This window comes from Paenibacillus albicereus (assembly GCF_012676905.1).
GTDB classification, from domain to species: Bacteria; Bacillota; Bacilli; order Paenibacillales; family Paenibacillaceae; genus Paenibacillus_O; species Paenibacillus_O albicereus.
Genome location: NZ_CP051428.1, coordinates 936031 through 960200, shown reverse-complemented (window position 1 = coordinate 960200; position 24170 = coordinate 936031). Strand labels below are relative to the sequence as shown.

The 24170-nt window shown below is 65.4% G+C and carries 14 protein-coding genes and 1 other annotated feature; of the genes, 2 read left to right on the top strand and 12 right to left on the bottom strand.

The features are described from left to right. Positions 1–645: 645 nt before the first annotated feature. Both HGI30_RS04235 and HGI30_RS04230 read right to left on the bottom strand, forming a co-directional pair. Positions 646–1938: a glycoside hydrolase 5 family protein gene (locus HGI30_RS04235; protein ID WP_168906504.1), complete on the bottom strand. Its 1293-nt coding sequence runs from the start codon at positions 1936–1938 to the stop codon at positions 646–648. 1137 nt (positions 1939–3075) lie between these two features. After that, on the bottom strand, positions 3076–4173 hold the full coding sequence (locus tag HGI30_RS04230) for a LacI family DNA-binding transcriptional regulator (protein WP_168906503.1): 1098 nt from the start codon (positions 4171–4173) through the stop codon (positions 3076–3078). A gap of 170 nt (positions 4174–4343) precedes the next feature. On the opposite strand from HGI30_RS04230, the gene HGI30_RS04225 reads away from it, so the two are divergent. Further along, entirely contained in the window at positions 4344–4823 is a 480-nt protein-coding gene (locus tag HGI30_RS04225) for a DinB family protein (protein ID WP_168906502.1), read from the top strand. A 249-nt stretch (positions 4824–5072) separates the two neighbouring features. On the opposite strand, the gene tyrS is transcribed toward HGI30_RS04225, so the two are convergent. The 6 genes from tyrS to HGI30_RS04195 all read right to left on the bottom strand — a co-directional run bounded on the left by tyrS (position 5073) and on the right by HGI30_RS04195 (position 16483). Further along, on the bottom strand, positions 5073–6359 hold the full coding sequence (gene tyrS, locus HGI30_RS04220) for a tyrosine--tRNA ligase (protein ID WP_168906501.1): 1287 nt from the start codon (positions 6357–6359) through the stop codon (positions 5073–5075). 69 nt (positions 6360–6428) lie between these two features. After that, positions 6429–6683: a binding site (T-box leader), on the bottom strand. A gap of 86 nt (positions 6684–6769) precedes the next feature. Then, positions 6770–7525 carry a class I SAM-dependent methyltransferase gene (locus HGI30_RS04215; RefSeq protein ID WP_206110012.1) on the bottom strand — a complete coding sequence of 252 codons (756 nt, stop codon included), beginning with the start codon at positions 7523–7525 and terminating at the stop codon, positions 6770–6772. A gap of 59 nt (positions 7526–7584) precedes the next feature. Beyond that, positions 7585–8847: a GNAT family N-acetyltransferase gene (locus tag HGI30_RS04210; protein WP_168906499.1), complete on the bottom strand. Its 1263-nt coding sequence runs from the start codon at positions 8845–8847 to the stop codon at positions 7585–7587. A 215-nt stretch (positions 8848–9062) separates the two neighbouring features. Beyond that, positions 9063–9422: a glyoxalase superfamily protein gene (locus tag HGI30_RS04205; protein WP_168906498.1), complete on the bottom strand. Its 360-nt coding sequence runs from the start codon at positions 9420–9422 to the stop codon at positions 9063–9065. Between the two features lie 3 nt (positions 9423–9425). Beyond that, a complete protein-coding gene (locus HGI30_RS04200; RefSeq protein ID WP_168906497.1) occupies positions 9426–9929 on the bottom strand; it encodes a hypothetical protein in 504 nt (167 codons plus the stop codon). A gap of 1289 nt (positions 9930–11218) precedes the next feature. Next, positions 11219–16483 (bottom strand): CIA30 family protein, encoded by a 5265-nt coding sequence (locus HGI30_RS04195; RefSeq protein ID WP_168906496.1) that lies wholly within the window; start codon positions 16481–16483, stop codon positions 11219–11221. A gap of 254 nt (positions 16484–16737) precedes the next feature. On the opposite strand from HGI30_RS04195, the gene HGI30_RS04190 reads away from it, so the two are divergent. Further along, positions 16738–17169, top strand: coding sequence for a hypothetical protein (locus HGI30_RS04190; RefSeq protein ID WP_168906495.1), 432 nt, complete (start codon positions 16738–16740; stop codon positions 17167–17169). Here the strand turns inward: HGI30_RS04190 and HGI30_RS04185 are convergent. From HGI30_RS04185 to HGI30_RS04165, 4 genes are all read right to left on the bottom strand, one after another. After that, positions 17147–18436 carry a sensor histidine kinase gene (locus tag HGI30_RS04185; RefSeq protein WP_168906494.1) on the bottom strand — a complete coding sequence of 430 codons (1290 nt, stop codon included), beginning with the start codon at positions 18434–18436 and terminating at the stop codon, positions 17147–17149. The genes HGI30_RS04190 and HGI30_RS04185 overlap by 23 nt on opposite strands. Before the next feature lie 23 nt (positions 18437–18459). Continuing rightward, a complete protein-coding gene (locus HGI30_RS04180) occupies positions 18460–20130 on the bottom strand; it encodes a hydroxysqualene dehydroxylase (protein WP_328805276.1) in 1671 nt (556 codons plus the stop codon). A 368-nt stretch (positions 20131–20498) separates the two neighbouring features. Next, positions 20499–21590, bottom strand: a complete 1092-nt coding sequence (locus tag HGI30_RS23170; protein WP_235680318.1) for a DNA-3-methyladenine glycosylase family protein — start codon at positions 21588–21590, stop codon at positions 20499–20501. A 384-nt stretch (positions 21591–21974) separates the two neighbouring features. After that, complete coding sequence (locus tag HGI30_RS04165) at positions 21975–24152, bottom strand: beta-galactosidase (RefSeq protein WP_235680317.1); 2178 nt, start codon at positions 24150–24152, stop codon at positions 21975–21977. Between the last annotated feature and the right edge of the window lie 18 nt (positions 24153–24170).

Below are 24170 nucleotides of genomic sequence, written 5' to 3'. Positions count from 1 at the left end.
TCCTTTTATCGCTCCTGAACTGGAATCAGGTGCAGGAGGCGAGTTCTGTGCCGAAGAGTGTTCTTACAATCATCGAGGCCAAACGATCCGACCGGTATCGCCGCCAACCGCTCGATCGCGACCGGCCTGCCGGTGCGGACGGACAGCTTGGTGCGCTACGCGCGGCAAGGGCGGACGTAGGAGCTGGGGGGAAGGAATCGGCACGCGACGAGCGCGGAGGTGTGGAGCAACGCGGGCGCGGCGGGCGACGGGGAACGTACAACCACAAAATCGTGTTTCTCGCAGTTCCCCCTCCCGCCTTGCTGCAACGAACCAGAATCCAAGGCACTTTTCTGCCTTGGTTCGGGCCGGCTTCGCCAGGGAATTAACATCCAAGGAACTCTTCTTCCTTGGTTCGGGCCGGCTTCGCCAGGAAATTAACATCCAAGGCACTCTTCCTTGGTTCGGGCCGACTTCGCCCGGAAATTAACATCCAAGGCACTTTTCTGCCTTGGGTGGACCCGACCCGGCAGGCCCGACATCTAAAAAGCTGTCCCCTAAGTCCGTTCCCGGCTCCGGAGACAGCTTTTTTCGCGTAATCCGCATCCCTCGCGAGCCGCAGCCAGACGACGGACAATATCGTACGCCCCCGCACGGAGCAAACACTCAGCCGCGCGGGGTGAACGGCTCCGACTCGAACGGCTCCGACCACGCTCCGGCCGCTCCGTCCGGCGCGAGCGCCCGCACGCGATACCAGGTGCGCGTGCCGTGCGCGCGGGTCGGGTCCTGCCATGGCATGTCGTGGTCCGCCGGTCGAGCGTCGAAGACAGCCGTCCACGGTCCGGCCGCTCCGCGCGTGCTCTTTTCAACCGTGTAGCGGGCCGCTCCGACGACGCCGCGGAACGCGACGCGCTCGGCCGCCGAGGAAATCGCCGGCGCCTCCGGGACGAGGCATGCGGGCACGTCCCGCCCGCTCATCCGATAGGCATGGCTTCTCAGAGCCAGGCAGCGCCGCTCGTAATCGGGGCTTACGCCCGTGCCGGGATAGTGCAGCGAGAAGCCGTCGTAGTGGGGCACATACCCAGCATCGTCCGCATGCGGAAACAACGACCAGAACAGCGTTCCGGCGACGTTGCCGTCCTTCTCCGCCCGCTCCAGGAACGCCTCCAGTCCGTCCTCCGTCCAGCCGTACTCTCCGCAGAGGTAGACCTTGCCGGCAGCGGCCGTGTCGGCCGCGTCCCTCGCCAGCGCATCCGCGTCGGCCGGATAATAATGCACGTCGAGGATGTCCAGCTCCTCGATGCCGAGCTTGTCGCGATCGAGCTCGAACTGCTTGCCGTGCGCGACGAGATGGTTCCGATCGAGATCCTTGATATGAACGGCCATTTCCCGGACCCACTCGGCGGGCGCGTCGTTCAGCTCGTTCCCGAGCTCCCAGGCCAGGATCGTCGGATCATCGCGGTAAGCCCTTCCTGTAAGCGTATTCATTCGAGTCAGCAGCATGGCGATGTACCGCTTGAACGTCTCCTTGATCTCCGGATCGGCATAAAAGGACAGCGGATCCTCCAGTCCTCTCCAGCTCGCGAACGTAGAACGTCCGCCGTGGTAATACGACCAGTTACAGACAAGCGGCACGATCAGCCGCAGTCCTCTCGCCGCAGCCTCGCGGATCGCGAAGTCCACCCGGCGCAGCGCTTCTTCGTTGTAGCGATCCGGCTCCGGCATGATGGAGAGCGGATGCCCCTGAGACGCGCCCAGCGTATGCGAGCGGACGACGGTCGCCCCCATCTCCAGCGCCGTATCCAGCGCGTCGCGGACGCGGAATTCCGTCGGCCAGGCGATTCCGTCCACATTCTCGTCGAGCCCGAGCCAGTAGACATTCGGCCCAGCGAACCGGAACGGCTTGCCCTCCAGCTCCAGACGGCTGCCTGCGCGGGCAACAAACCCTTTGCTCCTCATGATCGATCCCCGCCCTTACCTGGTTGGTTTCATGGTGTTGCCATGACAAGAATAACATTTGACGAGCTTTTCTTCAACTTATTTTAACTTATTACGTTTATGTTTCATTAGTTGAATTGCATGAGAGGAGCAGGTGAATCGAGGCGAGTGGATGCTTAGCGGCGCATCCTCCGTAGAAAACGCCGATTCCTGCGCTAGGCAACAGGGCGGCGCTGATGCCGGGACAACCGGTCGGCGGAGTGAAAGAGAATACTAGCAGGCGGTTAATCGGGAAACGGAAGCGCTTGGACGGGCAGTCGGTAGGTCAAAGAAAGTGGTCCCTAGACTCGGATTCAATGGATCGAGGAGCGAAAGCGCCGGACTGGTGGTCGGGGGGCGGGCGCTGAATGGAAGCTCATGGACTAGGAATAGGTGGGGCGATACCGCTTAGACCGGCAGTCGGGTCGATGATCGTTGCCACTTGGACTAGCGGCCGGCGGGTCGACGATCGTTGGCGTGTAGACTGGCGGTTGATGGATCGAGGGACATGGCGCTTGGACTGCCGATGGGGAAATTGAGCCGCAGGCCCTTGAGGGCAGCGGCGCTAACGAAACTACAGCACGCTATTTGGGCAAAAAGAGAGCATTTCAAATTCTAACGAAACTGTAAAGCGCTATTCGGTCCAAAGCGGGGGATTAGACCGTCATTCAAGCCAGATAGCGACTGTGAGTTTCGTTAGCCGTAGTAAAGAGGCTTTATGGACGAAATAGCGCCTCTGAGTTGCGTTAGAGCTCCAATGCCGCAGGTACGAAGCTGCCAACGGGGGATGTTGAAGAAAAATCCGACAGTGGCGCGGGGTTAAGCTGGGAGCCGTCAAGAGCAGCCCTAGGTGAGCGGCGGACAGGCGGGGGCGAAACCGGCTCCACCGCATCAACAAGGGCGTTTCTTCCCTTGATTTGAAGCGATGCAGCTCCGGCGCTCCAAACAAGCGTGCCCTCAGCTCGCCTCTCGCCTCACGCGCTCGCCGTGGCCGCTCTCCATCAAGGGCGTTTTTGCCCTTGGGGCCAGCCTCAGCCGCGCGTCCCCCGCAGCCGCATTTTGCCGACTGGCTGCGCTGCCGCTCCAAGCCTAGCCTCCCGATACCGCTTCGCTGCCGCCTCAAGCTCCGGCCGTGGCCGCTCTCTCCGCCTCCGGCTCCGCATCCCCGTCCGCGCCCGCAGCAGCAGCGGCGGAAGCCCGCTTCACCAGCGTCGTCGACAGCATGACGAGCTCCGGGAGCTTCTCCGGCTCGGCGATGCGGCCGAGCACGATCTGCACCGCGCGCGAGCCCATTTCTTCCTTGGGCACCTTGACCGTCGTCAGGCCCGGCTGGTTCAGCTCCGCCAGCGACAGGTCGTCGAAGCCGACGATCGACACGTCCGTCGGGCATTCCAGTCCGAGCGGCTGCAGCAGCTTGAGCGCGTCGAAGGCGATCAGGTCGTTGGCGCAGAACATCGCCGTAACCGGACGCTCCGCCCGCAGTTCCCGCTCCAGCGTCGCCGCGAACTCCGGCTTGGTGTACATCCCGCTGCCGCTTACGCCCATGCCTTCGATGAGGGCCAGCTCCGCCCCGTCCTCGGCCTGCTTGCGGTTGTGGGCGGCGATGGCGTCCTCGAAGCCGCGCCGACGCTCCGAGAAGCTCCACGTCGTATGGGCGTCGCCGACAAACGCCAGGCGGCGATGGCCTTGGCGAAGCAGCAGCTGCGCCGCCTGGCTCGCGCCGAGGTAGTTGTTCGCCAGCACGAGGTCGAGCTCCGGATGCTGCGCGTCGGGATCGACGAGCACGAACGGCAGCTTGCGCTTCGTCAACTGGTCCGTGTAAGCCTCCGGCAGCTGGCCGAGCACGATGACGCCGTCCACCTTGCGTTCCGTGATGCCCAGCGGCATGCCGTCCTTCACCTTCATCGACACGTCGATGCTCGACAGGAGCATGCTGTAGCCCTGCTTGGCGAGCTCGGCGTCGATGCCCTTGATGATCTTGCCCCAATACTCGGGATCGTCGAGGTATGCCCGCGGCATGAGCACCGCCAGATTGCCCGTGCCCGGAGCGGAGCCCGGCTTGCGGCCCTTGATCCGGTAGCCTTCCTCCTCGGCGGTTTTCCAGATGATTTCCCGCGTCACCTCGTTCACCGCGCTGTCCCCGGACAGAGCTTTGGATACGAGCGCTTTGGATACGTTCAATTTATCGGCGATCATTTGCAGCGTCACTTTTTTCATGAAGCCCATCCCTTCGGCATCGGAGCAAGAGTTTGCTCTTTTCAGCATAACGTTTGGGAGTCTCATTTTCAACTTTTTTCAATTCTTTATCTCGCAGGAGGAGCTTCTCATCGTCCTCTCGATCCCTTACGATAAGGAAAGGTTAAAATGCCGCTCAAGGAGGAATCGGAATGCACGTCTGGTTCAAGTACAACTGGATCGTCCGGGATCAATGGTACGAATGGTGCGCTCAGCTGCCGGAGGAGGAGCTGGCTCGGGAACGGGTCGGCGGCATGGGAAGCATCCTCAAGACGTTCCAGCATATCATCGATGTAGAGTGGAGCTGGATTCAGCAGCTGCAGGAGGCAGCCTTCCCTTCCAAGCCGGTTCCATGGCTCGCCACGCTCGCCGAGGTGCGGGAGCTGGACCGTCAATACCGGTCCGACATCGAGCCGTTCATCCTCGGCTGGGACGACTCCATGGAGACGCGGCTGATGGAGGACGTCACCGGCGATGGAGACGTCGAGCAGCACGCCTGGGGAGAGGTCATGCGGCATGTGCTCGCCCATGAGATCCACCATGTCGGCCAGCTGTCCATCTGGGCGCGGGAGATGGGGCTGAAGCCGGTGTCGGCCAACTTCATCGGCAAGGGCTTGATTCCGATCCGATGAAGCAGGTCAAGCTGCGTGTAGGACTGCGAAGAGAGCTATGCCGAAGCGATTCGCTTCATCGGCGAGGAGCCGGAAACAGGCGGCCTGTTCCGGCGTTTCCAGTCCTTTCTCTTGAAGGAAAAGCCCGAGATCGTCGAGGAGCACGATCGGCTGGCTCAGGAAATCGTCGTCCAGAAGACGCGACAAATCAAAATAGCGGGACGAGGCCGAGCGCTGCTCGGCTTCGTCCCGCTTTTGTCTTGTAATCTTCTACTCGAACTTCACGAGGTAGTAGTTCTTCTTGCCGCGGCGCAGCACGAGGTAGCGGCCATGCAGGCGATGCTCCGCCGTCAGCGCGGTGTCGATGCCGGTCTGCTTGACGCCGTTCACCGCTACCGCTCCGCTCTCGATGTCCTGCTTGGCCTGACGGCGCGACGGTGCGGCCTTCGTCTCGACCAGCAGGTCGATGAGGCCGGTCGATTCGGCATCCGCGAGCACAGTCGTCGGCATGTCCGACAGCGCCTCGACGAGCTCGTCCTCGCTCAGCTGCGTGACGTCGCCGGAGAACAGCGCGGCCGTGATCTTCTCGGCGCTCTCCACCGCCTGCTCGCCGTGCACGATGCGGGTCACCTGGCGGGCCAGCTCGCGCTGGGCCTCGCGCTTCTCCGGCTGCGAGGCGACGAGCGCCTCCAAGCTCGCGATCTCCTCGCGCGTCAGGAACGTGAAGTACTTCAGGAACCGGACGACGTCCGCGTCGTCGGTGTTGATCCAAAACTGGTAGAACGCGTACGCGCTCGTCTTGGAGCGGTCGAGCCAGACGGCGCCCGACTCGGACTTGCCGAACTTCTTGCCGTCGCTTTTGGTCACGAGCGGCATCGTGATGCCGTATGCGCCGCTGCCGCCGGTCTTGCCGATCAGGTCGAGGCCCGCCGTGATGTTGCCCCACTGGTCGCTGCCGCCGAGCTGCAGCCGCACGCCGTGGTCCTGGTTCAGCTTCAAGAAATCATACGCCTGCAGGATCATGTAGCTGAACTCCGTGAACGAGATGCCGTTGGCCAGCCGCGAGTCGACCGAGTCCTTGGCGAGCATGTAGTTGACGGTGAAGTTCTTGCCGATGTCGCGCAGGAACGTGATGATGTCGAGCGGCGCCAGCCAGTCGTAGTTGCTGACGAGGCGGGCGGGGTTCTGCGGCGTCTCGAAGTCGAGGAAGCGCGACAGCTGCTTGCCGAGCGCCTGCGTCCAGCCGGCGACCGTCTCGTCCGTGTTGAGCGAGCGCTCCGTGGAGCGGCCGCTCGGATCGCCGATCAGGCCGGTGCCGCCGCCGACGAGCGCGATCGAGTTGTGGCCCGCCAGCTGAAAGCGGCGCAGCATCAGGATCGGCAGCAGGCTGCCGATGTGCAGGCTGTCCGCCGTCGGGTCGAAGCCGCAGTACAGCGTGATCGGCCCTTCGGCCAGCGCTTTTTCCAGCTCCTCGCGGTTCGTGACCTGGTAGACCAGGCCCCGGTACTCCAGATCGTCGAGCAGCGCCGCGTTCACGGCCGCTTGGTTCTTCGTCATCTCGTATCCCTCCATATGGTCGTTCGTTCGTGGAAAAGCGGAAAAAGAAAAGACCCCTCCCTGTCCAAAGACAGGGACGAGTCATCGCGGTACCACCCTGAGTTGAGCCTCTGCGCAGGCTGCCTCAGAAGGCAAGCCCAGAGCAAGGCTCCGCTCTGCCGGATAACGGCCGGCTGCCGTCCGCGTCCTTCTGCCGAGGAGGCAGGTTCGGACGCGCAAGCTCCAGGATGTATTTCGCGGGCGGCTGTCGCTCCGGCTCGCACCAACCGCCGGCTCTCTGATCCGCAGATTCGCTCCGCTACTGCTTCCCTTCCACGCTTCTATGCTTGTTCGCTCTCACTTTAGCGAATGGCGCGGCGCTTGTCAATCGGCGGCCGGAACGGTCCCCGAAGGAGGCCTCGCCCTGCCGTCTATACCTCGCCGCTGAACACTTCCGTCTCGTAGTCGAAATCAATCGTGCCGTCCTGCTGCGTCTCGTCGAAGATGCGGCGCAGCTCCGCCAGCATCGGCTCATGCCGCGGATCGCCGGCCTGCGGCGCGTAGGAGGAGGAGAGCAGCCGCCCCTTGACGCCCTCGTAGTCGAACCGCTGGCGGTTCGGGAACGCCCGGCGCGTCAGCGTGCCCTCGCGGAAGAACGCCTGCAGCCGCTCCGGCGAGATGTTGCGGTGGTTGACGCTGGCGTAGTCGGTGCCGTATTCGTGCAGCAGCGCCTCGTAGCGCTCGAGGAACGGCGTGCCGGCCGTGAGCCGCGAATTCCACACGAGGAAAGCGCGCTTGTCCGGCTTCAGGATGCGCGCGAACTCCGCCTTGGCCGCCTCCTGGTCGAACCAGTGGAACGACTGCGCGCAGACGATCGCGTCGAGCGATTCGCTCGCCAGCCCCGTATCCTCCGCCGGCGCCAGCATGATGCCGAACAGCTCGTTCGGACCATGCGCCGTCCAGGCCGCGCGCGCCATGTCGGCGTTCGGCTCGATCGCCATGACGCGCAGCCCCCTTTCCATCAGGAGGCCCGAAAAGATGCCCGTGCCCGCCCCGATGTCAGCGACCGCCGACTCCGGCGCGAGCCCTCCCTGCTCCAGGATGGCGTCGATCGCCTCCGCCGGATAGCCCGGCCGGAACTTGACGTAGTCCTCCACTCGGCTGGAGAAGCGTTCCTTGCTGTCCATGTCCATTCCTCCCGATCCCGCTTCCCTTTCGCGGAAGCGCTTGTGCATCCCTTACCGTATCAGACCGGATCGTCCGAGGCAACCGCCACGCTGAAAACGAGCTCCGGATCGCCTTCGTCCAGATGGTCGACGATGCCGCTCGCCTCGAAGCCCGCCGCCTCCAGCAGCGCCCGCATCGGTTCGTTGGAGCGGTTCGTCGAGGTGAAGGCGCGCTCGCCGGAGCAGCGCTCCAGCCAGCCCAGCAGCAGCGTGCGGCCGATGCCGGCGCGCCGCTCGGCGGGGTGCACGATCAAGAGCTGCAGGAACTCCCGGCCGAAAAAGCCGCGGTCCCATGCCGCATAGCCGGCCAGCCGGCCCTCCCGCTCGGCGAGGAGGCAGCAGCTCGCCGCCGCATGGGCGGCGAGCGCTTCTCGGCGGCCGCCGTGGCCGACGACGAGCGCGTCGAGCTCCGCGAGCGCGTCCAGGTCGGCATCAGCCGCCGCGAGGCGCAGCGTGATGCCGGAGGAGAGCGGCGAGGCTGCGGGCTCGGCAGGCGGCGACGCCGCTGGGCGGCCCAGCGGGGAGCCGCCGGGCGCTGCGTTGCTTGGCGCTGCTCTGCCGGGCGCTGCGCTTCCGGGCGCTGCGCTGTCGGGCGCTGCGCTGTCGGGTCCTGCGCTGCCTGGCGTGGCGCTGTCGGGCGCTGCTCTGCCGGGCGCTGCGCTTCCGGGCGCTGCGTTGCTTGGCGCTGCATTGCCTGGCGCTGCGCTGCCGGGCGCTGCGTTGCCGGGCGCTGCGCCCGCCCCTTCGACGCTGCGGAATCGGAACAGCTTGCCGAAGCCATAGTACTCCATGTCTTCGTCCTTTTCCTCGTATGCGCCTTCCGGGGCCGCCGCCCGCAGCGTCCTGCGCCAGAACGAGATCGCCCCCGCGTTGGACTCCGACGCCGTCGTGAACAGCGCCCAGCGACCCGGATGGCGGCAGAACAGCTCTCGGGCCGCGCGCTCGGCCCGGCCTTGTCCCCGGTAGGGCCGCAGCAGGAAAAACTCCTGCAGCGTGAACTCGCTGCCGTCGACCGCGTAAGGGCCCGAGGCGACGAGCGCGAAGCCCGCCGGCAGGCCGTCCTCGACGAGAAGATAAGGGAACAGCAGCCCCTCCTTTTCCCACCAGATCGCGAACTCCGCCTGCTGCTCTTGCAGCGTGGCGATGCCGTCATCTTCCTCGAAGACGCCGTGCCGGTTCGGCAGCACGCCGCGGATGCCCGCCAGATCATGGAGATAGAGCGGGTACAGGTTCAGCAGGACTTGCTTGCGGTCGAGGCCGCAAGGTTCGATGATGAGCGTCATGCGATATCGTTCTCCCGTCCTAAGTGGTTTCCTCCAGCCTAGCAAGCGCATCGGCAAAAAGACAGGCCCGATCCGGCTATAGCCGTTCTTGCCTGCCCTTCCGTCCCGGCAAGGATGTCCTGTCTTCTCTTGCTTCACGGTGGAGCGTACCTGCTTGATTCGGCCGTCCCGCTCTGCGCCTCGGCCCGCTCCCGGCTTCTGCCGTTCGGCTAACTCTACCGCTCGTAGAACGTAAGCCGGTTGCCGGCCGGATCCTGCACCGTCATCTCCAGCCCGCCCCAGGGCGGCTTTTCGAGGCCCGGCCTTGCATGCCGATAGGCTTTGGCCAGCAGGGCCTGCTGGAAGGCCTGCACGCCGGCCGTCTCGATGCGCAGATTGGCCCCCGGCATCCCGTCTCCGAAATGCTCCGACAGATGCAGCTCGCACCCGCCCAGCGATACGAACAGGTAAAGAGGCATTGACGGCTCGAACGGAGGCTCGCCGAGCAGCTCCCCTCCCAGGAAGTCCAGGTAGAACTCCCGGGTCTTATCAAGGTCGAACATTCTCAGCACGGGCACGATGCGACTGCATTCCATCGCTCATTCCCCTTTCATGCTCTCGATGAGGCGATCGAACTTCTCCAGGTCGAAGCCTCCGGTGATCGTGTAGCTGTCGCTGGCTTTGCGGTTGCTGATGGAGACGGTTCCGGATTTCAGGGACACCATCGTTGGATCGTCCAGCCTTCCTTTTTCATAGATGGAGACGGAGTAGCTGTTCGAAATTCCGCCGATTGCCGGCTCGGGGCTGAACGGCCCGCGGGCCAGCTTCATCGGAGCGAGCGCCTCGAGCAGCGCGGTCATGTGAGCCAAGCTGTCCGCCTTGATCGAAGTCTCCTTTAATTGCCCGTCCTCCATCCTAAAGATGTGGATCCGATCGATTTCGCCGGCTCCGCCCGGACTGATTCCCTGCTTTTCCAGCGTCGTCCGCCAAGGAAGATCCGCGTTCGCCAGGTAGCCGAGCACCAGGAACGCCGCCAATCCGAGCCCAATGGCGACTCTTCGCCAGCTCCACTCCTTGCTTGCCTTCCACGTTCTGCTGCTCATCCGCAGCCCCCTCTTCTTTCGTTTAGCTTTACTCTAGCAGAGGCTAGGCTATTTTGGAAGTCTTTTCCAGAGCTTCGGGCCTGCTCGCTCGGCATGTAGACGGGGAGCACATGGCTGACCGGCTCGTACGGCAAGTGGCCGGACAGCACACTTGTGAAGCTTAGGGCCGGACAGCAAACAGCCCGCCTATCCTCTTTGGAATAGACGGGCTGCAGGTAGGATGGCGAGGGTACAGGGTACGGAAATCAGGATTGCCGAGGCCTTCCTTCTTCATCGCAACAGACGTGCCGCTCTTGCCGCTCACGTCGCAGCACCGGATACAGAAACCCGGACGAGCCCTGGGCTTCAGCATGCCTGACTTTTCAGCCCGATGAGCACAGAATCGGCATCCAAAAACGAGACGGGGTCTTGACAACGTTTGCTAACGACGAAACAGCTCGTTACGCTGGCAGAATTTCGCCCAGCAAAAACGTAACGACTCGTGGGAAGCTTAGCGTTGGAAAAAGGCGTCTAGTTGGTCGAAAAGACGAGTCGATCGACGTCTAAGCGTCTGTTGCATCGTTAGCGAAACAGAAAGCGGAAAAACAGGCTTCTAAGCGTCTGGCGCGTCGTTGGCATATAAAGTCGCATCGAGGCAATCGGTCCTCTGGCTCGCCTAGCTGATGGCATATCGCATGACGGTAGTCCGGACCCCTTCCGGGCACCTTCGTAGGACTGGCACATCGCATGAAGGTAGTTTGGACCCCTTCCTCGCACCTTCGCACGCCTGGCACGTCGAATGAAGGTAGTTTGGACCCCTTCCGCGCATCCTCGCACGACTGGCGCGTCGCATGAAGGTAGTCCCGACCCCTTCCGCGTACCCTCTCATGCCGGGCACGTGCATGAAGGTAGTTTGGACCCCTTCCTCGCATCCTCGCACGACTGGCACGTCGAATGAAGGTAGTCCAGACCCCCTCCGCGTACCCTCTCATGCCGGGCACGTGCATGAAGGTAGTTTGGACCCCTTTCTTCGCATCCCCGCACGACTGGCACGTCACATGAAGGTAGTTTGGACCCCTTCCTCGCATCCTCGCACGACTGGCACGTCGAATGAAGGTAGTCCGGACCCCTTCCTCGCATCCTCGCACGACTGGCACGTCGAATGAAGGTAGTCCGGACCCCTTTAGCTAATCCCCGCACGACTCGCACGTCGCATGATGGTAGTTTGGACCCCTTTCGCGCAACCGCGAGCGAATGCAGCGTAAAGGTGCGTTCCGCTGCGGCCCTCCTTGAGGGGAGGAGGAGCCGGCTTACGGCAGCAGCTTCAGCAGCCGCTGCAGGATGACCGCGGCCTGGGCGCGGGTCGCCGGGCCTTTCGGCTGCAGCTTGTTCGCGCCGGTGCCGTTCATGACGCCGGCGGAAACGAGCTCCGCCAGCGCCTCGCGGGCGTACGATGCCGCCTGGCCGGCGTCCCGGAAGGCGCTCAGCGCGGCAGCATCGCTAGCCGGGGAAGCCCCGGCATGACGCAGATAGCGCGCCGCCAGGACGGCCATCTCCTCGCGGGTAATGTCGCGTCCCGGCTCAAAGCGTCCACCGCCGGAGCCGCTGACGAGGCCGAGCTCGGCCGCCGCTGCGACCGCTTCCACGTACCACGAGTCCGCCTTCACGTCGCGGAATTTGCTGCCCGTACCCGCAGCCGCCAAGCCGAAGACGCGATGCAGCATCGTGATGAACTCGGCGCGCGTGACTGGCTTGCCGGGCTCGAAGACGCCTGGCTCGGTGCCGCGCAGGATGCCTTTGGCCGTCAGCTCCGCGATCGCGTCGCGCGCCCATGGAGCACGGTCCAGATCGCGGAAGGCCGGAATCGGGCTCGTTGTCGGAGACGCCGTCGGACCGTCCGTCGGCTGCGGCGCGACGCTCGGCGACGCGCTCGGCGTCGACGTCGGCTCTCCGCTCGGACTTGGCGTCGGCGTCGGCTCTTCGCTCGGCTTCGGCGTCGGACTCGGCGTTGGCATTGGACTCGGCGTCGGCTCTCCGCTCGGACTTGGCGTCGACGTCGGCTCTCCGCTCGGCTTCGGCGTCGGCGTCGGTTCTCCGCTCGGCCTCGGCGTCGACGTCGGCTCTCCGCTCGGCTTCGGCGTCGACGTCGGCTCTCCGCTCGGCTTCGGCGTCGGCTCTCCGCTCGGACTTGGCGTCGACGTCGGCTCTCCGCTCGGACTCGGCGTCGACGTCGGCTCTCCGCTCGGACTCGGCGTCGGATCTCCGCTCGGACTTGGCATCGACGTCGGCTCTTCGCTCGGACTCGGCGTCGACGTCGGCTCTCCGCTTGGCTGCGGCGTCGGCGTCGCGCCGCCGCCTTCAAGCTCGCCTGTCCTGACCAGGGTCAGGTCATCGACCTTGATCCAGTTGCCGCCGAGGTCCTTGGAATGGATCGCGACGGTCAGCTTGCCCTCGCGCACCTCCAGGCCGCTCAGCCGGACGCTCGCCCAGCTCGCCTCGCCCTTCGGGATGGCGGCGCTCTTGACGGCGCCGCCGTCCCCCGCGGCGATCACTTCCGCCGCCTGCTGGCCGCCCTTGGACTTCGTCCAGGCGCGGACCTCGTAGACGCCCGGCTCCAGCCCGGACACCTCCTGCGAGGTCGTGACCTCGTACGCCGTGTCGTTCCAGTGGACGAGCGAATACTTGTCCGTGCGCGCGCCGCCCTCTAACTTGACGATGCCGCCCGCGACGTCGGCCCCGGCCGCGTCCTTGCTGCTCCAATGCTTCGGCAGCACCGGCCAGGCCGCCTCGTCCACCGCTTCCTCGAAGCCCGGGTTGAGCAGCAGGTTCTTCACGACCGGCTCGGCTCCGTCGTCATACGTGTTGCCCGGCACGTCGACCTTCAGGACGAGCCTGTCCGTGGCCACCGCCGTGCCGTCGAAGCGCTCCGCCGCCGCGACGACTTCCTTGTCGCCGTTGGCGATGCGCGAGGTCGCGTACGACCAGCGGCCGTCCGCTCCGACCGGCGCGTGGAACCGGTCCTTGCCGATGCTCAGGCGGACGTCCTTCACGCCGCTCGCCGTGCCGCGCAGCGTCGCCGGCAGCGTCCTCACCTCGGCGGCGGACTTGTCGATCGTCACCTGCGCCTGCTCCAGCTCGGCCGCGAAGCTCGCGCCTTGGATGTCGTCGATGTAGATCGTGCCCGCGCTCGACCGCGAGTCCGGCGTTCCTCCGAGATAGAGGGAGAACGTCTGGATGAGCCGGCTCGAATCCGGCCGCGCGTCGGGGCTGCCGCCGTACCAGCCCGGATGGCGGAACGCCTCGAACGGCACCTGGACGAGCCTTGAATCGCTCCCGCGCATGACCATCTTCGTTTCCCAGAACTTGCCGTCCTCATCTGAAAACTGGATCGCCAGCTCGTTGCCCGCGCCGTCCGGCTGCAGCCAGAAGCTGAAGCCGTCATACCCGCTCAGGCGCAGGTAGTCCGGCGTGAAGCTGCCTCCGGCATAGCCCGGGCCGCTGAAGTCGTAGTCCATGCGCAGGCCGTAGCCGCCTTCGGACTTGCGCGAGGCGTCGAGCGACACGTCGAGCAGGCCGCCGCCGGCGTTGCGGGCGAATGCCTTCTGCACGAGCGCGTTGTAGCCGCCGTAGCCCTCGAAGCTGTCCAGCTTGGACGCGTTCGCCAGCTTCACGTCGTCGACGACGATCGAGCCCGACGATGCCGCGACCGACTCGCTCCCGCTGACGATCAGCGCGAAGCGCTGGACCGAGCTCAGGTCCATCGTCCCTTCGCCGGCGGTGTCCTTGTTCCACTGCGGCTGGACGAAGTCCGCCAGCTTGATCTCCACGACACGCGCCGCCGTGCCGGACAGCGCGACCGGCGCTTCCCAGACGCGGCCATCGCCGGCCGTCAGCTGGAAGCTCAGCTTGTTGCCGCTGCCGTCCGGCTTCACCCAGGCATGCAGCGCGTCGAAGCCGTCGAGGTCCGCTCCGCCAAGCGGGCGGGACAAGCCGGCGTAGCCCGCCGAGCCGAGCTCGTAGCCGAGCCGGACGCCGTAGCTGCCCTTGAAGCGGACCTGGCCGTCCAGCGAGATCGAGATGCCGTCTCCGTTGCCGTCGCGTTCGTACCGAGCGGCGATCGAGTCGTCGCGGCCGAAGTCATACTCGCCGTCCTCCATCACGTTCGCCGGAGGAGCCTCGGTCAGCGGCACGAGGCTGCTGCCGTAGCCGAGCTCGACGCGGGCCAGTCCGACTCCGTCCGCCCCGTCCGGGAACGCCGCGCGGACGTAGCGCGTCGACGCCGGCAGATCGAAGCTCGAATAGGCGAGCTTGCTCCAGCCCTCCGCCGTCGCTTCCTTCGCCAGGGCGGGCTGGAGCGGACGGTACGAGATGCCGTCGATGGACGCCTCCAGCCTCAGGCCCGCGCTTCCTTCCGGCGCATAGGCGACGAACCGGTAGGAGCTCAGGTCAGCCGGCACCGAATAGACGAGCTCAGCCTCGGCCGCTCCCGCATTCGCCAGCACCGCCTGTCCGCCGGTCTGCTGACGGCCGTCCCGCAGCTCCAGCTCGTCCGGCTTGGACGCGGGCAGCTCCGTGAACTCCCGGTCCACGACGAAGCCTTTGCGGCTGCGCTCCGGCAACGGCTGCCAGCCGGTGCCGTCGTAGTCGTACTCCAGCTCCACGCGGTCGACTTTCACCCTGGCGCCGCCTTCCAGCAGCAGCTTGACGAAACGGGTGTCCGCCGGCAGGCTGCCGGCGGTCGACCAGCCGTCCTTCGCGTCGGCTTCGACCTCGACATAGCCCGCGTACGGCTCGCTCGACGCGAACCAGCGGACCGAGCCGGCGCCTTCGACCTTCGCCGCGGCGCGCTTCAGCGCGACCGGGGAAGCATAGGTGACCGTGCCGCCGGACTCCGTGCCGACTTGGGCCTTGAAGCCGATGCCGAGCTCGTTCCAGCTGTCCGCCGCGTTCGTGACGTTGGACGTATGGTCGAACGCATAGGTGCTGCGGGCTTCAAGCGGGCTCTGCAGCAGGCTCATCTCGTCGGCGACGAGATGGCGCGCCGCCTCCACGCGCACGACGTTCGACCAGGCGGACTCGCCGCTTTCATTGACGCCGCGCACCCGATACTCGTAGCTCTTGCCCGTGATGGCCCGCTCGTCATGGAACGCCTTCGTCCCGGCGCGTCCGCCGTCCGAGACGCCGTCGCCGACCGTGACCCAGTCTTGGCCGTCCTCGGAGCGCTGCACCTCGTAGCCGGCCGCCCCGACCGAGCCCTGCCAGCGGATGTCCGCCACCGACGCGATCGGCAGCAGCCTCGGCGCGCCGTCCGGAGCCGGAATCGGCGGCACCGCGGTCGTCTTGGCGGCATCCAGCTTGTCCATATAATGGGCGTACTTGTACACCGTGCGGATGATGCCGGTCTCGCCGTAATAATCGCCGGCCGAGAAGCCCGGCCAGTGGTAGGACGCCCAGTTGCCCGGGTTCTCGTCATGCCAGTAGAAGCCGCCGTCCTCCTTGTGCGGGCGCAGCGACCAGATGAGCGCGCCGGAGGTGCCGTTCTGCAGCGCCGCGTCGAACAGCGCGTCGACCGGCTCCTGGTCCGTGTAGAGGCCGAACTCCCCGAGGATGTACGGCTTCTTGCCCTTGGATGCGGCCCGGTCCCCGTTCACCTTGTCGATGAAGTTGCCCGTGTAGAAATGGTTGCCGACGACGTCGATGTTCGGGTCCGTCAGCGAGCCCGAGTCGATCGCGAACCGTCCGTCCAGCAGCAGCTGCTGCGGCTGCAGCTCCTCCTTGATGTAGCGGGCGATCTCCGTCGTCCACGCCTGCGGGAACTTGTCCTGGTTGTAGCCGCCGAGCTCGTTGCCCGTCTCCCAGGCGAGGACCGCCATGTCGTCCTTGTATTTCACGCCGGTGATCGTGTTCGTGCGGTTCAGCATGTAGGCGACCGTCTGCTTGAACAGGCCGATGACCTTCTCGTCCGTATAGAACTTCCAGCCGTCCGGGTCCGTCGCCGCATCGCCGGTAATCGTGCCGGGATACACGAAGTTCACGAAGCTCTCGATGCCGCCGACCCACTGCCACTGGTCGACGAACGGCACGATGACCCGCACGCCGGTGCGGTTCGCCAGGGCGAGCATCCGGTCCATCTTGCGGAAGCCCTCCTCGCTGAACTGCATGACGCCGTCCGCGTCCGGCCCGAGGATGAACGCCGAATCGGCGTTCGCGCCGTCGTAGCGCAGCACGGACGGCACATAGGAGCGCGTGACCTTGCCGCCCATCGCGCGGATCGAGCGCAGCGCGTCGTCCTGCGCGAACTCGGGGTCTCCGAGCGCGCCGGGGTAATTGAGCGAGGCGAAGCGGAACTCCTGATCGCCGTCCATCAGCCGGTCGCCGTCTGCCGTGATGAAGGTCTGGAATGCCGACGGCTCGGCCAGCCCGTAGACGGTCTGGGCGGCTGTCGGCTCGTCCGGCTGTCCGCCCGACGGAGCCGCCGCAGCCGTTCCGGCGCCCCCTGCCGGAGCGGCCAGGGCCAGGATGAGAAGCCAACTTAAAAACGCTTTCAGAAGCGGTTGCGGATGATGCTTGTTCATGAAGCTCATGCCTCCCGAAAAGTGGTTTGTTTGCCCGGACCGCAGCCGGGCGGCCCGTCTGCGCCCTCCCTTCCGACCTTGTTAGGCGAACCTGATTGGCAGCGCTTTCTATAATTCAACGAAAGTATAGATTTCCCGAAACTTTATGTCAACAAATTTTAATTAAAATCAACTTTCTTATACAGCCGTCGTTCCGCATAAGATGAAAGCGGAGGCATCCGATCGCCTCAGCCGGAAGGAAAGGAGGACTGCCGATGCCTTCCCGCCCCAGACGCCTGGCGCGTCTCGTCTGCCGCCATCAGATTCGGGTCCGCCTGGAAGCCTCGGCCCGATCCGCTCCCGCCTCGCCGGACGGACCGAACGAAAAGCGCAAAAACGCCTCCGCTCCGAAGAGCGAAGGCGTCGCGATGGAAGTTGCTGCCGGAGGCGTCTATCTGATCCGGGTGTCGGCCGGAGGCTTCTCCGGCGCGGCGCCGCTGCCGTGCCTGTCCGTCGGCGGCAGCCCGCTCGGGGGCATGCTGTACGATCCGCCTGCGGCCGGGCGCGTGTCCGGCTGGCTGCTCGCGCGGCTGCCCGCCGGCTGCCGGCTGGAGCTCGAGGACCGTTCCTTCGCCCTGTCCGCCGAGCCTCCCCCGCCTGCCGACACCAGGCTGTGGGAGCTGTCTATCGAGCGGGTTGGGGGATAACCGGCTCGTCGTCCTTCTGGATCGGCAGATGCACCTCGCAGATCGTGCCCTGGCCGGGCTTGCTGCGGAAGTGCAGCTTGCCGCCCATCGCCTGGATCAAATTCGTGACGACCATGAGGCCGAGTCCAGTTCCTTTTTCCTTGGTCGTATAGAACGGCATGCCGATCCGCTGGAGCTGCTGCTCGTTCATTCCGATGCCGGTATCCCGGATGAAGATGAGCACTTTGCCGTTCTCCTTGCGGGAGCTGACCGTCAGCACGCCCCCTTCGGGCATCGACTCGATGGCGTTTTTCATGACGTTGAGGAGGCATTGCTGCAGCTTCTTGGAGTCCCCCACGACGAGCAGCTCCTCCTGGACGTTATGCCTCGAGACGAGCTCCACCCCGGTCATGACGCAAAGCGGCTTGACCCATTGCTCGACGCTCGCCAGCTCCTGGCGGACGTCGAGCAGCCGAGGCTCGTCCACCGACGGCTTGCTGTAGTTGAGGTAGTCGGTGATGATGGCGTTGGCTCCGTCGATGCCCTCCAGCGCGTTGGTCCGGTAGCGCTCCAGCGTCTCGGCATCGAGGCCGGAGCGGCCCATCAGCTGCAGGAACCCGCGCGCCGTCGTCAGCGGGTTGCGGATCTCATGCGAGATCGAAGCGGTTAGCTGTCCGATCAGATGGTATTTCTCCGCGTTGAACAGCTCCTCCGTCAGCCTTTCCTGGTGCTTGACCAGATAGTAGGTGTAGGCGACGAGCGGAGAGGAGAGCAGCGTGCCGATCCCGGTCACCAGCATCCGCTCGTAGTCGAGCGGCTCGCGCGTCGCGATCGACACGCCGATGAACAGCGCCATGTAGCCGACGACCAGCAGGAAGTGCGTCGTCAGCATCCGCTTCAGCGTCTCGGGGGAAGGCATCCGGTAATGGTAGGCGATGCCCGCGGCCGCGACGAGCGACGAAGCGATCGTGGCGGGCATCCATTCGTTGCCCGCGATGAAGATATTGCCCCAGATGAATGCGGCCGCCGTCGCCACTCCCGGAATCCAGCCTTCGTAGATCGCGATCAGCGCGACGCATACGGGCACCAGATGGAACGCGTAGACGAGCGGGTCGATCTCCTCGTACCCCAGATAGAAGTAGGACATCGCCGCCAGGATGCCGACGAACAGCAGCTTGCGGCCGAAGCGCATGAAGGACACTCGCGGAGTGATGATGAGGAACAGCAGGCAGGCGGTCAGATAATACATCAGCCCCTGGAATTCGCGCGCAAGAATGTATTCAATCACGGCAAGGCTTTCCTTCCGATCAGCTAGCCGACAATCTTGCCGTTCCAGGGAAGGCCGTCTTCCCACCGGGACTTGTCGTTGCGCTGCCACAGTGCGAGCAGATCGAACGCGTACATGTCCCAGATCCGGCATTTGTCAGCCTTGATCTCATAATGATCGATAATGGCGTTGACGGCTCGCCTGGCCGCCTCGTTGGCGCCTTCCATCGTCGCCAGATCCGTATTGGTGCGGACGTAGTCGGAGGCGAGGTAGAAGTTCGGGATCGCGGTGTAGGCGTTCGGCCGCAGGTCCCAGGTGTGGACGCGGTTGACGAGCAGCGGCTCCATGTTGGTCGCCTCGTGCGGGTTGGGGAACTGGATGTCCTCGTCGAGGAACCAGGCCTCCAGCAGCCCGTCATGGAGCACGTCCGCGCCGTGGTTGAAATGATCCTTGAGCTGCTGCCAGACCTCCTGCTTGATCTCCTCGGCCGAGCACTTCATCGCCGGCTTGCCGAACAGGACGCCCTCGGACTCCCAGTCCGACACGTCGACCGAAAGCACGCCGCGGACGTTGCCGTTGCCGTATTCGGACAAGTCGATGCCCGGCCAGAACTGCTTCTGCGAGACGAGCGTCAGCGCCCAAGGGCTGTCCATGCAGATGATATGGCCGTGGATCAGCTCGACGTCCTCGTTCAGATAGAACTGGACGCCGTTCATCCACTCGACCGACTCGCTCAGCGGCCGGATGCTCCCGAGCAGCGGATCGGCCTGCACCAGCTCCTCGGTGAGCAGGCCCGCCATCACTTCGACCGGCAGCGCCGCGATGTAGCAGTCGCCGACGACGAGCTGCTCCTGTCCGTCCAGCAGCACGGTTCCGCCGGTGACGACGCCCTTCTCGCAATGGATCGCCTTCAGCGGAGCGTCGCGGTAGAACTTGACGCCCATCGACTCCAGATGCTCGTACCAGGGGAACAGCCAGGCTTCGTTGGTCGGGCCGTTCAGCAGCCGGTCGGCGCTGCCGCCGGGCGTCACCATGTCGAGCATGAGCGTCGCTCCGACCGTGCCGATCGTGCAGGCGTTGGCCTCCTGGGCCTTGGCGGCGACGAGGATGCGGGAGAGGCCGACGAAGATCCGCTTGTACTGCTCGGACTGCTTGTCCGCTTCGATGAAGTCCCACCACGACACCCGCTGGTAGTCGAGGTAGCGGCGCAGCTTGCTGCTGGAGGCCAGCTCGAACAGCTTCGTGCCGTACAGCGACGCCTCCTCCGCCGTCAGGCCGAGATGGTTCTCGAACAGCGAGGTGAACAGCACCTTGAGGTCGGAGATCGATTCGGGGAATTCCGTAAGGAAAGGCAGCATGCTCCGGTCGTCGAACGCGAGGCCGAGCCTCGTCCCTTCGACCAGATTGTCGAACACGCTTGTGCGGCCGTAGCCGAGCAGATGGTCCAGCCTGCCGCTCCCGGGGCCGCTGGCCAGCGGGATGCGCTTCATCGTATCGGTCACATGCCGGTAGAACTTCGGGAAGAAGCGGAAGCCATGCTCGCCCGGCAGGTCCTTGCGGCCATCCGTGCCGGTGCCCTTGGCTTCCATGCTGCGGGCCTTGCCGCCGGGCACGCTTCGGGCCTCGTAGACGGACACCTCGAAGCCCCGCTCGGCCAGCTCGTGCGCAGCGCTCATTCCGGCGACTCCTCCACCCCATATGACAACTTTCGGCAACCTTTTCTCCAAGCTCCCATCTCCTCCTCTAGCATCCCTGATTTGAGCGGCTCTACCAATAGGCCCCGACTCATATAATCGCTCTTCACATAGTACCATCGAACTAATGTCACTTGCTGTCGATTATTATCGGTTATTGAAATATTTCTCGTTAATGGTCGCTCTATGAAAAGGAAATCCGGCCTTTCCTCTTCGCAGCGCGTTGATGGCGCGGCGTCGGATTTCGGCCTCCGAATCGCGCGATAATAGGCGCCGCAGCGCGGAAACGCGGCGACGCGCCGTTCCCGACGGCGCGGCGCGCCGGGACAAAGCAAAAAGAGAGACGAGCGGCCGCGAAGGCCGCTCGTCTCTCTTATCATCCTATAGTCCTAGTAAAGCGTGCGCCAAAGATAAAAGGTCGCATAGGCCTCCCAGCCTGCCCACGCCCGCGCCTGCTCCCTCACCTCGGCGGCGGTAGGCTTGCGGTCCATCCCCGCCGCGATCCGGATCGCATGCTGCAATCCGACATCGGCGGCAGGCAGCGCCTCCGCCATGCGCAGACAGCGCATCATGACGTAGTGGGCGGTCCACGGCCCGATGCCGCGGATCGCCGTCAGCCTTTTTTCCGCCTCCGCCCAGTCCGCGGCCTCCAGCTCCCGCTTGTCCAGCGTGCCGTCCGCGACGCGGCCGGCGACGCCGATCAAGTATTCCGACTTGCGCGTCGTCATCTGCAGCGCCGCGATGTCGGGCGGCTCCAGCGCGGCGACCGCCTCGGGCTTCGGGAAGCTCCAGTACGTCTCGCCCTCATGCTGGACGGAGCTGCCGAACGTCTCCGTGAAGCGCTTCTTGAGCGCATAGGCGAACGGCAGGTTGATCTGCTGGCCGATGATGCCCCAGCACGCGGCCTCGAACAGGTCGGGGATGCCGACCATCCGCAAGCCTCGCAGCGTCTGCCCCACCTCTCGCAGGAGCGGGTCCGCGTCCGTCAGCCGGTAAAAGGGCGCCAGGTCGCGGTCCAGGTCGAACCACTCCTCGGCGTAGCGGCGCACATGCGCCAGCATCGCGGCGGAAGGAGGGCTTGCGCCGAGCGCGGCAGCCGATCCGTCTGCCAGGAGGCCGCTGTCCGGCCGGGCGGCCGGCTCATCGGGCTCGGCGGGCGAAGGCGCGGGCGAAGGCGCGGACGCCTCGCGGGCGGCGAAGGCCGGGCCGGCAGGCGCGCGGACGCTCGCAGCCGGGCCGATCGGCAGGAACGCCGCCTCGAGCGCATGAGCCCCCTCCCGATAGCGGAATCGGACCAGCGCCAGCTCGCCTTCGCGCTCGAACAGCTTGGTCACCTCGCTGCCGTCGACCCGGTACAGCGCCTCGTCGCTCGACCTCGTCAAGTAGCCCAGCACCGCCGGCCAGCTGAACAGCTCCGGCAAGGGAATCTGCAGCAGGCTTGCCTTTTCCCGCGAGCTGCCGCTTCTGTCCTTCGTTTCCATGCGTCTGCCTCCCTTCTCGTCATTCCATGACTTTACCCTCCGGAGCCCGGGCTGTCCATAGCCGGATCTTGCGCTTGCATCGAGTTCTCCAAAGTTGAGGCGTCATGGCGAAACGAGAGAGTCCAACAGAGCCTTGGATGGCGGAAGCCGGGGGAACCGGCCCGACGGGGAGTCGACCGTCCTTTGCATCGCGGCAGGGCAGCACAGGTCCCCAGCGGCTGGAGGCTGCCCCCTAGAGCCACTAGAGAAAAGCAAGCCGCTCCGAGCGTCCCGACGGACGTTCGGAGCGGCTTGCTTGAACCTTCTAAGCTCGTGGACCATACGCGCGCCGCGTGTCGGCGCTTCCCGCTTGCGTATGGACCGCACGCGCCTCCGTGGCCTGCGCTACCCGCGCTGGCGGATGATCCGCACGCCGCGCGCCGGCACGCGCACCCGTCCGGCCGCCACGCTCGCGCCGCCGCCGAGCAGGTCGTCGCCGCCCGTGCTCAGCTCGGCCCATCCTTCCTCGGCCGCATGGTTGAGCAGGAACAGGAAGCGCTGCCCGTCCTTCACGCGCGCCGCCGCCTCCAGCTCCGCGGACGCCCCGGCGACGAGCGGCTCGATGCCGGCCTCCGCGCGTACTTCACGCAGGAAGTCGCCGAGGAACGCCTCGTCCGGGCTCGTCGCCACGTACCACGCCCGCCCGTTGCCGAACCGGTTGACGGTCAGCGCCGGCATGCCCGCATAGAAGTCGTCGCCGTAAACGGCCTTCACCTCGGCGCCCTCGCTATGGATGAGGTCGCACAGCAGGCCGCACTCGTACTCGGCGAGCCCCGACCCGCCGCCAGGCCGGCGCGCGGCCGCCCGTTCCGCTGCCGTGCCGGCAAGCTCCGTGCCTGCCGCAGTCTGCCGCCGCGCCTCGGCAGCCGCCTCCGCCGCGCCCCGGTCCGCGCTCGGACGGCCGCTTTCGCCCGCTCCCGTCCACGGCGTGCTCAGCACGATGCGGTTCCGTCGCTCCGGCAGCAGCGCGTCGATCTCCTCGGACCAGATGCCGAGCACCCGGCGCAGCTCGCCCGGATAGCCGCCCGTGCGCACGATGTCGCGCTCGTCGACGATGCCGCTGAAGAACGTCGTGATGAACGTGCCCCCGGCCTCGACGAACCGCTCGACCGCCGCGGCGAAGCCCGGCTTCACCATGTACATCACCGGCGCGATGACGACGCGGTAGCGCGAGAAGTCCGCGTCCACGCCGATCATGTCGGCGGCGACATGCTGCTTGCTGAGCGCGTCGTAGTACTTGTGCGCTTCCTTCACGTAGTCGAGCGCGACTGTCGGCCCGCTGCTGAGGTCGATCGCCCAGCGGTTCTCCCAGTCGAACACGATGCCGACCGCGGCGTCGCCGCGCGCGTCCAGCAGCTCGCCGCCGATCGCCTGCAGCTCGCGGCCCAGCTCCGCCACCTCGCGGAAGACGCGCGTATGCTCATGCCCGGCATGCTCGATGACGGCTCCGTGGTACTTCTCGCAGGCGCCGACCGAGCGGCGCAGCTGGAAGAACATGACCGTGTCCGCGCCGTGCGCGACCGCCTGCCAGCTCCACAGCCGCATGACGCCGGGCCGCTTGAGCGAGTTGTACGCCTGCCAGTTCTGCTGGCTCGGCGTCTGCTCCATAAGCATGAACGGCTGGCCCGCCTTGAGGCCGCGCATGAGGTCATGGGCCATGGCGGTCAGGCTGTGCGGGGTGTCGAGCGCCGGGTAGTTGTCCCAGGAGACGACATCCATTTCCTTGGCCCATTTGAAATAGTCGAGTTCGGGGTAAAATCCCATCAGGTTCGTCGTCACCGGAATGTCCGGCGTGAGCGCCTTCACCGCGTCGCGCTCCAGCTTGAAGCAGTCCAGCAGGCTGTCCGACTGGAAGCGCCGGTAGTCGAGCGAGATGCCCTGGAAGTTCGTGCGCCGGCCTCCCCACTCCTCGCTCAGCGCGTTCGGCGGCACGACCTCTTCCCAATCATAGAACGTATGCCCCCAGAAGCGGGTGTTCCAGGAGCGGTTCAGCTCCTCGAGCGAGCCGTAGCGGCCCTGCAGCCAGGCGCGGAAGCCCGCCGCGCAGCTGTCGCAGTAGCAGTAGCCGCCGTACTCGTTGCTCACATGCCAGATGAGCAGCGCCGGATGGCTGCCGTACCGCTCGGCCAGCTTCGTCGCCAGCGCGGCGCTGAATGCGCGGTAGGACGGGCTGTTCGGGCAGGAATTGTGCCGGCCGCCGAAGCGCCGCTTGCGCCCGTCGTAGTCGACGCGCAGCACGTCGGGGTGGCGGCGCGCCATCCACGCCGGATGCGCGCCGGTGCCGGTCGCCAGGCAGATGCCGATGCCTTGGCCGTGCAGCAGCTCGAACTGCTCGTCGAGCCAGGCGAAGTCGTACGTGTCCTCGTCCGGCTGGTCGAGCGCCCACGAGAAGACGTTGATCGTCGCCACGTCGATGCCGGCGAGCTTGAACATCCGATGGTCCTCGGACCATGTCGCGGCATCCCACTGCTCGGGGTTGTAATCGCCTCCATACCAAATCTTAGGCAGCTTGTTCGAGATCATCAGAAGCCCCTCTTTCGG